14 protein-coding genes are annotated in these 13,305 nt (G+C 70.3%); 8 read left to right on the forward strand and 6 right to left on the reverse strand.

Annotation, left to right across the window (positions count from 1 at the left end; genetic code table 11):
* Positions 1-24 precede the first annotated feature (24 nt).
* From ACFYY1_RS07220 to ACFYY1_RS07240, 5 genes are all read left to right on the forward strand, one after another.
* Entirely contained in the window at positions 25-393 is a 369-nt protein-coding gene (locus tag ACFYY1_RS07220) for a YciI family protein (RefSeq protein WP_388581968.1), read from the forward strand.
* Positions 394-450: 57 nt separating this feature from the next.
* A complete protein-coding gene (locus ACFYY1_RS07225; RefSeq protein WP_388581970.1) occupies positions 451-1,725 on the forward strand; it encodes an RNA polymerase sigma factor in 1,275 nt (424 codons plus the stop codon).
* Positions 1,726-1,787: 62 nt separating this feature from the next.
* Positions 1,788-2,252, forward strand: a complete 465-nt coding sequence (locus tag ACFYY1_RS07230) for a VOC family protein (RefSeq protein WP_388581973.1) — start codon at positions 1,788-1,790, stop codon at positions 2,250-2,252.
* Between the two features lie 57 nt (positions 2,253-2,309).
* Positions 2,310-2,975, forward strand: a complete 666-nt coding sequence (locus tag ACFYY1_RS07235) for a hypothetical protein (RefSeq protein WP_388581976.1) — start codon at positions 2,310-2,312, stop codon at positions 2,973-2,975.
* 50 nt (positions 2,976-3,025) lie between these two features.
* Complete coding sequence (locus tag ACFYY1_RS07240; RefSeq protein ID WP_388581979.1) at positions 3,026-3,391, forward strand: hypothetical protein; 366 nt, start codon at positions 3,026-3,028, stop codon at positions 3,389-3,391.
* 25 nt (positions 3,392-3,416) lie between these two features.
* Here the strand turns inward: ACFYY1_RS07240 and ACFYY1_RS07245 are convergent, their stop codons facing one another.
* Positions 3,417-4,697 (reverse strand): methyltransferase domain-containing protein, encoded by a 1,281-nt coding sequence (locus tag ACFYY1_RS07245; protein WP_388583429.1) that lies wholly within the window; start codon positions 4,695-4,697, stop codon positions 3,417-3,419.
* Positions 4,698-4,779: 82 nt separating this feature from the next.
* Between ACFYY1_RS07245 and ACFYY1_RS07250 the strand changes: the two genes are divergently transcribed.
* Positions 4,780-5,847, forward strand: coding sequence for a polysaccharide deacetylase family protein (locus ACFYY1_RS07250; RefSeq protein ID WP_388581981.1), 1,068 nt, complete (start codon positions 4,780-4,782; stop codon positions 5,845-5,847).
* Between the two features lie 205 nt (positions 5,848-6,052).
* On the opposite strand, the gene ACFYY1_RS07255 is transcribed toward ACFYY1_RS07250, so the two are convergent.
* Positions 6,053-6,529: a DUF6234 family protein gene (locus tag ACFYY1_RS07255; RefSeq protein WP_388581984.1), complete on the reverse strand. Its 477-nt coding sequence runs from the start codon at positions 6,527-6,529 to the stop codon at positions 6,053-6,055.
* A 307-nt stretch (positions 6,530-6,836) separates the two neighbouring features.
* Between ACFYY1_RS07255 and groES the strand changes: the two genes are divergently transcribed.
* Both groES and groL read left to right on the forward strand, forming a co-directional pair.
* Positions 6,837-7,145 (forward strand): co-chaperone GroES, encoded by a 309-nt coding sequence (gene groES, locus ACFYY1_RS07260; RefSeq protein ID WP_124716902.1) that lies wholly within the window; start codon positions 6,837-6,839, stop codon positions 7,143-7,145.
* Positions 7,146-7,243: 98 nt separating this feature from the next.
* Positions 7,244-8,869 carry a chaperonin GroEL gene (gene groL / locus ACFYY1_RS07265; RefSeq protein ID WP_388581987.1) on the forward strand — a complete coding sequence of 542 codons (1,626 nt, stop codon included), beginning with the start codon at positions 7,244-7,246 and terminating at the stop codon, positions 8,867-8,869.
* Between the two features lie 129 nt (positions 8,870-8,998).
* Here the strand turns inward: groL and ACFYY1_RS07270 are convergent, their stop codons facing one another.
* Genes ACFYY1_RS07270 through ACFYY1_RS07285 form a run of 4 tightly spaced genes read right to left on the reverse strand, consistent with a single transcriptional unit; the run spans position 8,999 to position 13,135 of the window.
* A complete protein-coding gene (locus tag ACFYY1_RS07270) occupies positions 8,999-10,027 on the reverse strand; it encodes a hydroxyacid dehydrogenase (RefSeq protein ID WP_388581990.1) in 1,029 nt (342 codons plus the stop codon).
* A 35-nt stretch (positions 10,028-10,062) separates the two neighbouring features.
* On the reverse strand, positions 10,063-10,917 hold the full coding sequence (locus ACFYY1_RS07275; RefSeq protein WP_388581993.1) for a carbohydrate ABC transporter permease: 855 nt from the start codon (positions 10,915-10,917) through the stop codon (positions 10,063-10,065).
* On the reverse strand, positions 10,914-11,807 hold the full coding sequence (locus ACFYY1_RS07280) for a carbohydrate ABC transporter permease (RefSeq protein ID WP_388581996.1): 894 nt from the start codon (positions 11,805-11,807) through the stop codon (positions 10,914-10,916). Before ACFYY1_RS07280 ends, ACFYY1_RS07275 begins: the two co-directional genes overlap by 4 nt.
* Entirely contained in the window at positions 11,807-13,135 is a 1,329-nt protein-coding gene (locus ACFYY1_RS07285; protein WP_388581999.1) for an ABC transporter substrate-binding protein, read from the reverse strand. Before ACFYY1_RS07285 ends, ACFYY1_RS07280 begins: the two co-directional genes overlap by 1 nt.
* Positions 13,136-13,305 lie beyond the last annotated feature (170 nt).

Raw genomic sequence — 13,305 nt, forward strand, 5'->3', positions numbered from 1 at the left:
CGCCCTTCCGACCCAGGAGTCACCATGCCGCGCTTCATGTCACTGATCCGCATCGACGAGCAGAGCCTCCCCTTCGAGGACCCGGACCCCGGGTTCGAGGCCCGCATGGGCGCGCTGTTCGAGGAGATCACCAAGGCCGGAGTCATGCTGGAGACGGCCGGGCTCACGCCGACCTCCCAGGGGACCAGGGTCACCTGGTCCGGCGGGAAGCTCACCCACACCGACGGGCCCTTCACCGAGACCAAGGAAGTCGTCGGCGGCTACGCCATCCTCCAGACCAAGGACAAGGAGGAGGCCCTGGAGTGGACCCGGCGGTTCCTGCGGACCCATCCGGAGAACTGGACCGTGACCTCCGAGGTCCGCCAGATCGACGAGACCACCCCGGGCGCCTGAGACCTGCCCGACCGGCCTGCTTGCCCCGCCCCGGAACGGCTGCTGTGATGAGTGATCATGACGGCAGCAAGCCCGGAGCCGGCGGCCGAAGCGGTCGAAGCGGTCTTCAGGATCGAGTCGGCGCGGATCATCGCAGGTGTCACCCGCATCGTGCGGGACGTCGGCATCGCCGAGGAACTCGCGCAGGACGCCCTGGTGGCCGCACTGGAGCAGTGGCCGGAGTCAGGTGTCCCGGACCGGCCGGGCGCCTGGCTCATGGCCACCGCCAGACACCGCGCGATCGACCTCGTACGGCGCAAGGAGACCTACGCGCGCAAGCTCGCCGAGGTGGGGCGGTCCCTGGAGGACGTGCCGCCGCCCGAGCCGGCCGATGCCGACGACATCGACGACGACCTGCTCCGGCTGATCTTCACCGCCTGCCACCCGGTGCTCTCCACCGAGGCCCGGATCGCCCTCACCCTGCGGCTGCTGGGCGGACTCACCACCGAGGAGATCGCCCGCGCGTTCCTGGCCCCCGAACCGACCGTCGCCCAGCGCATCGTCCGGGCGAAACGGACCCTGGGCCGCTCGGGCATCCCCTTCGAGGTGCCGTACGGCCCGGAGCGCGCCGCCCGCCTGGGCTCCGTGCTCGAAGTCATCTACCTGATCTTCAACGAGGGTTACGCGGCGACCGCGGGCGACGACTGGCTGCGCCCGGCGCTCTGCGAGGACGCGCTGCGGCTGTCCCGGGTGCTCGCCGGCCTGATGGAGCGGGAGCCCGAGGTCCACGGACTGGCGGCGCTGCTGGAGCTCCAGGCCTCGCGCACCGTCGCCAGAACCGGTCCGGACGGTGCGCCGGTGCTGCTCGCCGACCAGAACCGGGCCCGCTGGGACCGCCTGCTGATCCGGCGCGGGATCGCGGCCCTGGAGCGGGCCGTGGCGGCGACCGGCCAGGGGGCCGGGCTCGGCCCGTACACCGTGCAGGCCGCGATTGCCGCCTGCCACGCGCGCGCCGTGACGTACCAGGACACCGACTGGACCACCATCGCCGCGCTCTACGACCGCCTCGCCGCGATCGCGCCGTCCCCGGTCGTCGAGCTGAACCGGGCCGTGGCCGTCTCGATGGCGCGGGGTCCGGCCGCCGGACTCGCCCTGGTCGACGCCCTGACCGACGACCCGGCGCTCCGGGACTACCACCTGCTGCCCAGCGTGCGCGGGGACCTGCTGGCCAGGACGGGGCGTACGGACGAGGCGCGGGCGGAGTTCGTACGGGCGGCCGGACTGGCCCGCAACGAACGGGAACGGGCGATGCTCCTGGAGCGCGCGCAGCATCCGGCCCGCGACGGCCGATGAGTTCCGGCCGGCGCACGGGTCTGCCCTGTACAGCCTCCCGCACCACCCGACAGGAGCAGACCATGCAGAAGATCACCACCTTCCTGTGGTTCGACACCCAGGCCGAGGAAGCCGCGAACTACTACGTGTCCGTCTTCGGCGGCGATTCCGAGGTGCTCAGGACGACGTACTACAACGACGCCGCGCCGGGGCGGACGGGATCGGTGATGACCGTTCAGTTCCGCCTGGCCGGCCAGGAGTACGTCGCGCTCAACGGCGGCCCGCAGTTCCCCTTCACCGAGGCGATCTCGCTCTCCGTGGACTGCGCCACGCAGGAAGAGGTGGACACCCTGTGGGCCGAGTTCACCGCCGATGGCGAGGAGGGGCAGTGCGGCTGGCTCAAGGACAGGTACGGCCTGTCCTGGCAGCTCGTGCCCCGCGGGTTCGAGGAGGCGCTGTCCGACCCGGACCCCGACAAGGCCGAGCGGGCCATGAAGGCGATGATGGGCATGCGGAAGCTGGACATCGAGGCGTTGCGCAACGCGTGAGCAACACCTGGGCAAGACCCGGACCGGCCCGCGGGCGTGGTCGGTAGGGTCATGCCCATGTCTCGTCGCGCACCGTTGCCGCCACCGCCGCCGCCCGTGGAAATACGCTCCTGGCCCGACCGGGAGGCGCTGCTCGCCGACCGGGCCGCGGTGCTCGGGGCGCTGGTGAGGGCCCATGTGTCGCCGGGGCGGCTGGCGATGCTGTGGCTGTGGGGTGCGCTCTGCGCGCTCGGCTGGCTCCTGGTGGGCACGGCGCTCGTCACCTTCGAGGAGTCGTACGACGTCATCAGTGCCGGGATCGGTGTGATCATCGCCGCCATGGGCGTCTGCTGCATGGTGCCCGCGGCCGTCCTCGTCGTCATCGGCCTGCGCCGGGACCTCAGGATCCGCCGACTGCTCGACGCCTGGGGCGGGTTGGACCGCGATCCGGCACGTGACGCGGCGCTGCGGATGCCGGGCGCCGGCACCGCCTGGATGCTGATGTCCGCCGTGCTGTGCGGGGTGGGGGCGGTCACGTGCTTCGTGGTCCCGGCGACCGCCGCCCCGGGCAGATCCACCTACAGCATGGTCGCCCTGGTCATGGGGCTCGGGCTGATCAGCTGGCTCGTCGGACTCATCGGCCTCGTCAAGGCGTCCGCCCACCGGCGCTGGGTGCGGCGGGTACTGGCCGGGGCGCCCGCCCCGCAGCCGCTGATCTCCGTCGGGGGCGGCGCCCACCGCTGACCGCGCACCTATCCTGACGGGACACATGGGTCACGCCGGGGGAGGGCGACATGGAGTGGTACTGGTGGGTGCTCATCATCTTCTGGACGGGCGGTTTCGGATGGGCCGTCGACAACGTCCGTACGGCGCTGCGCAACCGGCACGACCGCAAGCTGGAACTCCTCGACGCCGCCAAGCAGGAGCGGCTGGCGCTCGAAACCGCGAACAGGCCGCCGGAGCCGGTCTGCGGTTGCACCCACCATCTCGCCAAGCACGACAAGCAGGGCAAGTGCCATGAGCGGGTCGAGGTGCCGACGGCCTGGGACGAGGCCAGGAAGCCGGTCCGCTTCGAGTCCGGACAGTGCAACTGCCAGCAGTACGTGGGTCCTCAGCCGCTTTCACAGGTGTACGCCGAGGACCTGACCGACCTCGACTGACGGCCGCCGGGCCGGACCGGGACGGTCAGGCCGGGCGGGTCAGCGGGTGGCCGATCAGCATCGTCGGTGCTCCGGCCACCCGGGTCAGGAAGACCGTCGCGGACCCGGGCCCCTGCAGCTTCATCCTGCGGCGCAGCTCCTCCGGTTCGACCGCGGAGCCGCGCTTCTTCACGGTCAGCACGCCCACCTTCCGCTCCCGCAGCAGCGCCTTCAGCTTCTTCATGTTGAACGGGAGCTGGTCGGTGATCTCGTACCCGGAGGTGTACGGGGAATCGTACAACTCGTCGCTCGTGATGTACGCGATCGTCTCGTCGAGCAGCCGGCCCTCGCACCGCTCGACGAGGTCGGCGACCAGATGGGCGCGGATGACGGCGCCGTCCGGCTCGTACAGATAGCGGCCCACCGGGCCGACCGGCGGGGCGGGCAGCGGGGCCGCGGACCACAGGCCGGCCCCGGCCGGGAGCACGGTGGCGCGGTACGAACCGGCCGCGAAGCCCTCGCCGAACCAGAGCACCGCCTCCTTCACGTCGCCGCCGTCCGAGATCCACTCGGCCTCCGCCTGCGCCGGGATCGCCTCGTGCGGGATGCCCGGGGCGATCTTCAGGGCGGCCCTGGGCGCCGCGAGCGCGGCACCGGTCGCCCAGGAGAGCGGCGGTGAGTACGCCTCGGGGTCGAAGATCCGGCCCCGGCCGCCGCGCCGGGCCGGGTCGACGAAGACCGCGTCGTACGACGAGGTGTCGACGCCCGCGACATCGGCGCACCGCACCTCGATCAGACCGTCCAGGCCCAGCACGGCGGCGTTGGCACGGGCCACCTCCGCGGTCAGCGGGTCGCGGTCGACGGCGAGCACGCGGATGCCCGCCCGCGCGAGCGCGATCGCGTCGCCGCCGATCCCGCAGCAGAGATCGGCGACGCTGCGCACCCCGCCCGCGGCGAACCGCAGCGCGCGATGGGTGGCCACCGACGTACGGGTCGCCTGCTCGACGCCGTTGGGCGTGAAGAACATCCGGTACGCGTCCTCGGCGCCGAACTTCGCCACCGCCCGCTGCCGCAGCCGCGCCTGGCCCAGCGCCGCCGAGACCAGGGCGGCCGGGTGGGAGCGGCGCAGCCGGGTGGCGGTGGCGAGTTCCTGGGAGGGGTCGTACGACCGCAGCCCGTCCAGGAGCGCGGTGCCCTCGGGGGTGCGCAGGGCCTGGAAGGCGGCGACGGGGTCGGGGGCGTCGGACCGGCCGCCGGCGTCATTCGGGTCGTCGGCGTCGTTCGGGTCGTTCGGGTCGTTCGGGGCGAGAGCGTTCACCCGCCCCATTGTGAGCCAGCCGGGTAGACCGGCGGGCCCGGCGGCGGTGTCGGACCGGGAGGCCCGTCCCGTGCTGGCAGTGTCCGATGCCATGCAACTTGTACGACAAAACGAAAAAAACACCATGAAACGGAGCCAGTCGGGCCTGCCCCGGTCCGGGCGCGACCGCGGCTCCGGCGCGCACCGGCCCGCCTGCGCCGTCCTGGCCGCACTCCTGGTCGCCGCGGTCGGCTCCGGCTGCGCCTCCGGGGCCGGCGAACAGGCGGGCGACATCGAGCACCGGGACCGGCCACTGGCCGGGAACCCGGGGGCGAATCCGGAACTGAACCCCGGCGCGACCCCCGGTTCGAACCCCGCCGCCGGGCACCCGGGCGGCCCCGGACAGCGGCCCGGCCAGGGCCGCGCACCCGGCGGGGCCCATGAGAACGCGCAGCTCGCTCCGGCCGTGCGGGCGGCGCTCGCCAAGAAGTGGGGGCTGGAGGAGACGCCGCTGATCGCGCCGCCGCCACCCGCCGTGAAGCCGCGCATCACCACCCGCGAGGGGTTCGAGGTGAAGGGCGGCGACGACTCGCTGCCGCCGGTCTTCACCACCGTCCCGACCAAGGATCGGATCGTCTTCCTGACGATGGACGACGGCTCCGAGAAGGACCCCGAGCTGCTGCAGATGATGGACGAGCTGGACATCCCGTACAGCGCCTTCCTCAGCGACTACGAGGTGAGCGACAACTACGGGTACTTCACCGAGGCCCAGCGGCTGGGTGTCACCCTCAACAACCACACGCTCAACCACCCCTATCTGCCCGGACTCTCCTACGACGAGCAGGAACGCGAGATCTGCCGGCAGCAGGAGACCATCGAGAAGCAGTTCGGCAAGCGGCCCGTCCTCTTCCGCCCGCCGTACGGCAACTACAACGGGGACACCCTGCGCATCGCGCAGTCCTGCGGGATCAGGGCCGTGCCCCTCTGGAACGCCGAGGCGTTCCCGGACCACATGGAGTGGCGCGAGGAGGACCAGGACCTGCACCCGGGCGACATCATCCTCACCCACTTCCGGGGGCGCGGTGAATGGGGCGGCAGCATGACCGACCTGGTCCGGGCGGTCATGAAGACCGTCACGGACCGGGGGTACGCCGTGGCCCGGCTGGAGGACTACGTATGAGAAAGGCGCACCGGCTGCTGGCCGGACTGCTGACGGCCGGTGCGCTCCTGGCCGCCACCGGCTGCGCCCAGTCGGTGGATCCGATCGAACGGCTGGGCCGCAAGGCCGCCCAGAGGGTGCATCACCCGCAGCGGACGCCCGCGGCGGGCCCGCCCGCGCACGGTGATCACGGCGGGCCGGGGGCGACGGTCGTGATCCCCTGCCGTCAGCTGCCGGAGTCCCGGCACTCACGGCTGTCGCCGCCGCTGAGGCACTGGTGGCCGGTCCGGCCGGGATCGTACGAGGGGGCGGGCGCGGGCGCCGGGTGCGAGCGGCGGTAGTCCTCGTGGCCGACCTGCACGGTGACCACGCACAGCGCCAGCGCGGCCAGCACCTGGAGCGCGCCCGCCCAGGGCCAGTTGCTCCGGATCAGCACGACGGCGATCAGGCAGATCACCGCGGTGATCGAGCCGAACACGAGGACGGGCGTCCAGTCCATCGGCGGCGGGCCCGTCGCCTCCGAACCGTCGGGGTCCGTCCGCGAGAAGGCGAGCCGGATGGTGGCGACCGCGCAGATCAGCCCCTCCAGGAGAGCCAGCAGCACCCCGAGCACCACATCGAGGCAGCCGTTCACGGCGCGCGATTCGTACGGGCGCCGCCCGGACGCGGGGTCGGACTGCCGGTACGCAGAAGGGCGGGTCATCTCCACACGGTCGTACGGAACGGTCCGGTCCGTCCGTACGTTGCCACCATGTTGTCCGGACTGTTGTCCGGACAACAGCCCGGGTCGGTGCCCGGGTGTCCGGAAGGTGCCGCGCCACGATCGTCTGAATTGGCACTCCGCTTGACCGAGTGCTAATCCCGGTCATAGTCTCGGTGCTGGCACTCACCACTGGAGAGTGCCAGCAGTACTGTGCGACTGGCAGGTCCGGCACCCGCGACGACGGATCGACCTGGTCGCCACCCCAAGACTGTTACCCCGTGAGATCTCCGAAGGGGGAGACCGGATCGTGTCGACCGCCAGCACCAAGGTTGCGATCAAGCCGCTCGAGGACCGCATTGTGGTCCAGCCGCTCGACGCCGAGCAGACCACGGCCTCCGGCCTGGTCATTCCGGACACCGCCAAGGAGAAGCCCCAGGAGGGCGTCGTCCTGGCCGTGGGCCCGGGCCGCTTCGAGAACGGCGAGCGCCTTCCGCTCGACGTCAAGACCGGCGATGTCGTGCTGTACAGCAAGTACGGCGGCACCGAGGTGAAGTACAACGGCGAGGAGTACCTCGTCCTCTCGGCCCGCGACGTGCTCGCGATCGTCGAGAAGTAATTCACCCACGTTTGCTTCTGTTCTGCGCCCCTGGCCCCCGCGAATAACCAGCCGGGTGGTCGGGGGCGCAGTTCGTTCGAGAGGAAAGCTCAGCTCCCATGGCGAAGATCCTGAAGTTCGACGAGGACGCCCGTCGCGCCCTTGAGCGCGGCGTCAACAAGCTTGCCGACACGGTCAAGGTGACGATCGGCCCCAAGGGCCGCAACGTCGTCATCGACAAGAAGTTCGGCGCTCCCACCATCACCAACGACGGTGTCACCATCGCGCGCGAGGTCGAGCTCGACGACCCGTACGAGAACCTCGGTGCCCAGCTGGTGAAGGAGGTGGCGACCAAGACCAACGACGTCGCGGGTGACGGTACGACCACCGCCACCGTGCTGGCCCAGGCGCTCGTCCGCGAGGGTCTGCGCAACGTCGCCGCCGGTGCTTCCCCGGCCGCCCTGAAGAAGGGCATCGACGCCGCGGTCAAGGCCGTGTCCGAGGAGCTCCTCGCGACCGCCCGACCGATCGAAGACAAGACCGACATCGCCGCCGTGGCCGCGCTCTCCGCGCAGGACCCGCAGGTCGGCGAGCTCATCGCGGACGCGATGGACAAGGTCGGCAAGGACGGTGTCATCACCGTCGAGGAGTCCAACACCTTCGGTCTGGACCTCGACTTCACCGAGGGCATGGCCTTCGACAAGGGCTACCTGTCCCCGTACATGGTGACCGACCAGGAACGTATGGAGGCCGTCCTCGACGACCCGTACATCCTGATCCACCAGGGCAAGATCGGCTCGATCCAGGAGCTGCTCCCGCTGCTGGAGAAGGTCATCCAGGCCGGTGGCTCCAAGCCGCTGCTGATCATCGCCGAGGACGTCGAGGGCGAGGCGCTGTCGACCCTCGTCGTCAACAAGATCCGTGGCACCTTCAACGCCGTCGCGGTGAAGGCCCCGGGCTTCGGTGACCGCCGCAAGGCCATGCTCGGCGACATCGCCACCCTCACCGGTGCGACCGTCATCGCCGAGGAGGTCGGCCTCAAGCTCGACCAGGCCGGTCTGGACGTGCTGGGCACCGCCCGCCGCGTCACCGTCTCCAAGGACGACACCACGATCGTGGACGGCGGCGGCGAGCCCGGCGACGTCAAGGGCCGGGTCAACCAGATCAAGGCCGAGATCGACGCCACCGACTCCGACTGGGACCGCGAGAAGCTCCAGGAGCGCCTCGCGAAGCTGGCCGGCGGCGTGTGCGTGATCCGCGTCGGTGCCGCCACCGAGGTGGAGCTCAAGGAGAAGAAGCACCGTCTGGAGGACGCCATCTCCGCGACCCGCGCCGCGGTCGAGGAGGGCATCGTCTCCGGTGGTGGCTCCGCCATCGTCCACGCCGTCAAGGTGCTGGAGGGCAACCTCGGCAAGACCGGCGACGAGGCCACCGGTGTCGCGGTCGTGCGCCGTGCCGCCGTCGAGCCGCTGCGCTGGATCGCCGAGAACGCGGGCCTTGAGGGCTACGTCATCACCTCGAAGGTCTCCGAGCTCGACAAGGGCCAGGGCTTCAACGCCGCGACCGGCGAGTACGGCGACCTGGTGAAGGCCGGCGTCATCGACCCGGTCAAGGTCACCCGCTCCGCGCTGGAGAACGCCGCGTCCATCGCGTCGCTGCTGCTCACGACCGAGACCCTGGTCGTCGAGAAGCCGGCCGAGGAAGAGGCCGAGGCCGGCCACGGCGGTCACGGTCACTCGCACTGACGCCTGGTCACCGGCGCCCGGCCACCGAGGGCTCGCCCTCGGAAGGCCGGGCAGCCCTTCGGAGGACCGAAGGCAGCAGAAGGCCCCCTGCCCCACCGCTCGACGGTGGGACAGGGGGCCTTCGGGCGTTCAGGCCGAGTGGCTCAGGCTGCCGGAGTGCACCGGGTCCGCGAAGGGCAGGCCGGCCGCGAACCGCTCCAGCTCGTCCAGCGCCTGGTCGGCCATCCGGTGCAGTTCGACGCCCAGCGAACCCGCGACGTGCGGGGTGAGCAGCACGTTCGGCAGGGTGTACAACGGCGAGCCGGCGGGCGGGAGTTCGGGCTCCGTCACATCCAGCACCGCCTGGAGCCGCCCGGCCGTCAGCTCGGGCAGCAGCGCGTCCTCGTCGATCAGCGAACCCCGCGCCGTGTTGATCAGCGTCGTCCCGTCCGCCATGGCGGCCAGCTGCGCCGCACCGATCAGATGGTGGGTCTCCGGGAGCTGGGGGGCGTGCACCGAGACGACGGAGCTGCTCGCGCACAGCTCGTCGAGCGAGGTGAGCCGTACGCCGAGCCGGGCCGCCTCCGGGCCGTCCACGTACGGGTCGTACAGCAGCACGTCCAGGTCGAAGGGGCGCAGCAGCTCGATCACCCGACGGCCGATCCGGGAGGCCCCGACGATGCCGACGGTACGGCGGTAGTTGCCGGCCCCGTCGAGCTCCGCGAGCCAGTCGTGCCCGGTGCGCAGACCGCGGTAGCGCTCCGCGGAGTGCAGCACCCGCTTGCCGGCGAACAGGATCGCGGCGAGGGTGAACTCGGCGACCGGCAGGGCGTTGGCCCCGGCCGCCGACGTGACGGCGATGCCGCGTTCCCAGCAGGCGTCGGTGATGTGGTGCTTGACGGAGCCCGCGGCGTGCACGACGGCCCGCAGCCGGGGCGCGCCCGCCAGTACTCCGGCGGTGAGCGGGGTCGCGCCCCAGCAGGTGAACAGCACCTCGGCCTCGGCGAGCGCGGCGGCCGCCTCGGGCGTCGGGTCGGCCAGGTCGTGGGCGACGAAGTGCGGGTCGGTGCGGGTGAGGGCGGCCAGCCGGGTGCGATGGCGGTCGGCGAGGAGACGGTCGGCGATGCCGGGGCCCATCGCGAGCAGGGCCGTCGGCCGGTTGTCAGTGGCGTGGGGCATGGTGGAACTCGTACTCCTCAGGGCTCGCGGTGAGGTCACTTGACGCTGCCGGCGGTCAGTCCGGCCTTCCAGTGCCGCTGCAGCGAGACGAAGGCGACGATCAGGGGGATGACGGCGAGGAGGGACCCGGTGACGACGAGCGGGTAGAAGCTCGGCTCGCCGTGGGTGTTGGTGTTCCAGGAGTACAGACCGAGGCTCAGCGGGAAGAGCTTGCGGTCCGAGAGCATCACGAGGGGGAGGAAGAAGTTGTTCCAGATCGCGGTGAACTGGAAGAGGAAGACCGTCACGAAGCCCGGCATGACCATGCGCAGTCCGATGGACCAGAAGACGCGCAGCTCGCCGGCCCCGTCGATACGGGCGGCCTCCAGGGCCTCGTTCGGTATGTAGCCGGTGCTGAACACCCGGGCGAGATACACGCCGAACGGGTTGACCAGCACGGGGATCAGCACCGACCAGTAGGTGTTGACCAGGCCGGTCTTGGAGGCCAGGAGGTACATCGGCAGGGCGAGCGCCGTGGTGGGCACCAGCACACCCATCAGCACCAGGGCGAACAGCTTCTCCTTGCCCCGGAATTCGTACTTGTCGAAGGCGTATCCCGCGGCGACGCAGATCAGCGAGCAGACGATCGCCCCGCCGCCCGCGTACAGGAGGCTGTTGAGGTACCAGCGGAAGTAGATGCCGTCGCCGTAGGAGGCCAGGTTCGACAGGTTCTCGCCGAGGTTGAAGCCCTCGAAGGAGAAGGCGTTGCCCGCGAGCAGGCCGCCGGTGTCCTTCGTGGCGGCGGTGACCAGCCAGACGAGGGGGAAGAGCATGTAGACGACGGCGAGCAGGAGAAAGCCGTTGACGGCGGTCTTCGACATCCAGCGGCTGCGGGAGGCTGGGGAGTTCATGCTTTCTTGCCCTTCCGGCCGGTGAAGCGGGTGACGACGAAGGACAGCAGCGCGGCCGTGAGCGCCAGCAGGATGGAGGCGGCCGCGGCGAGACCGTAGTCGTTGCGTTCGAAGGCCGCGGTGTACGCGTACATGTTCGGCGTCCAGGTGGAGGTGACGGCGGAGCCGGTCCCCTTGTTGAGGATCAGCGGCTCGGTGAACAGCTGGAGCGAGCCGATGACCGTGAACAGCGCGACCATCACGACGGAGGCGCGGATCAGCGGAACCTTGATGCTGAGCGCGACGCGCCAGGCACCGGCCCCGTCGACCGTCGCCGCTTCGAGCACGGAGCGGTCGATCGCCTGCAACGCGGCGTAGAAGATCACCATGTTGTAGCCGAGCCACTCCCACAGGGCGATGTTGACGATCGAGGGAAGGGCGCCTTCGGGGGAGAAGAAGTCGAAGCCGATCCCGCCGGACTCCATGGCGCTGACCACCGGGCTGAGCTGCGGTGTGTAGAGGTACACCCAGATCAGCGCGGCGATGATGCCGGGCACGGCGTGCGGCAGGAAGAGCGCGAGCTGGAAGAACCGGCGGGCACGGGCCAGCGTGGAGTCCAGCAGCAGGGCGAGGGCGAGGGCTCCGACGAGCAGCAGCGGAATGTAGAACAGGCAGTATCCGAGGAGTACGCCGAAGCCCTCGCGGAACGCCCGGTCGCCCAGGGCCGCCGTGTAGTTGTCGAGTCCGCTGAAGACGGTCTCGGTGCCGCCGAAGCCCAGGCCGGACTGCTTCTCGGTGAACAGGCTGAGCCAGACCGCGTAACCGATCGGCAGCACCATGGCCACGGTGAACAGTACGAAGAAGGGCCCCAGCAGGATGGCGGCGGCTCTGGTCGTCCGGGCGCGCTTCATCAGCCTGCGTCCTCGACCTTCAGACCGCGCTTCTTCAGCTCGGCGACCGTGGCGTCGTGCCCGGCCTTCACGGCGTCCTTGATGGTGGTGCCACCGCTCGCGACCTTGCCGAACTGGTCCTTCATGGTGGTGTTCGTGGTGCCGGTCGTCGGGCCCCAGTTCCAGTCCTGGCCGATCGACGTCGCGGCGCCCTCGAACACCTGGTAGATGTCCTCGCCGCCGTAGAACCCGGCGTCGAAGGACTTCTTGGCCACCGGGCGCAGGGCCGCCGCGGCCGGGAAGGCGCTCGAAGTGCCGGACTCGATGCGGGCCTTGATGCCTTCCTCGGTGGTCGACATCCAGGTGGCGAACTCGACCGCGGCCTTCGCCTTCTTGCTGTCCCTGGTCACCGCGAAGGTGGAGCCGCCGAGCATGCCGCTGGCGGGCTTGCCGTCCCAGCTGGGCATCGGGGCGACGGCCCACTTGCCGCTCTGCTCGGGCAGGGTGCCCTTGAGGACACCCGCGCCCCAGGCGGCGCCGAGGTAGCCGACGGTGCCGCCGTTCTTGAGGGAGTTGGTCCACTCGGGGCTGAACGAGGCGTTGGAGCGGATCAGGTCGTCGTCGAGCAGACCCTGCCAGTAGTCGGCGACCTTGTTGGTGGCCGCGTCGGCGGTGCTGACCTTCCAGGTGTCGCCCTCGGGCTTGTACCACTGGGCGCCGGCCTGCCAGGCCATTGCCTGGAACGTGGTCGGGTCATCGGGGAAGAAGGTGCCGATCCGGGCCTTCTTGTCGGCCTTCTTGATCTTCTCGGCGGCCTTGCGGAACTCGTCCCAGGTCTTGGGGACCTCGACGCCGTACTTCTCGAAGAGGTCCTTGCGGTAGTAGAAGGACTGCGGCGAGGCGTCGAACGGAACGGCCCAGTTCTTGCCGCCGAGCGTCGTCAGCTCGACCGCCTGCGGCAGCAGCTTCTTGCGGATGTCCTCGGTGAAGTACTGGCCGATGTCCTGGAGCGCGCCCTGACTGACGTACTCCGGAAGCTGCGGGTACTCGATGGAGACGAGGTCGGGGGCGTTGCCCGCCTTCACCGCGTTGGAGATCTTGGCGTAACCGCCCGCGTTGCCGGACGGGATCTCCTCGTACACCACCTTGATGTTCTTGTGCGAGGCGTTGAACGCGTCAACGACCTCCTTGGATCCCTTGGCCCAGCCCCAGAAGGTGATGCTGACGGGCTTGCCGTCGCTTCCGGCGGCGGAGTCGTCGTCGCCGCTGCCGCCACAGGCCGTGAGAAGGGCGAGGGCGGTGGCGGTGCCGACAACGGCGAGGGACGTTCTGCTCGGACTGCGGCTCACAGCGAGGCTCCTGAACTGGCGGCGACATTGGCGTTGGCCGTGATCCTTGGACCAGTCGTGACCGAAGTCAAGAGCGAAAGATCGATTGATCGAAAAAAGATCAGATAAGTTACGTACGGAAGAGTGTGAGATATCCTGCGAAATCGGGTGCGAGGACCCGCGGGAACACC

The organism is Streptomyces sp. NPDC001890 (genome assembly GCF_042891445.1).
GTDB lineage: Bacteria > Actinomycetota > Actinomycetes > Streptomycetales > Streptomycetaceae > Streptomyces.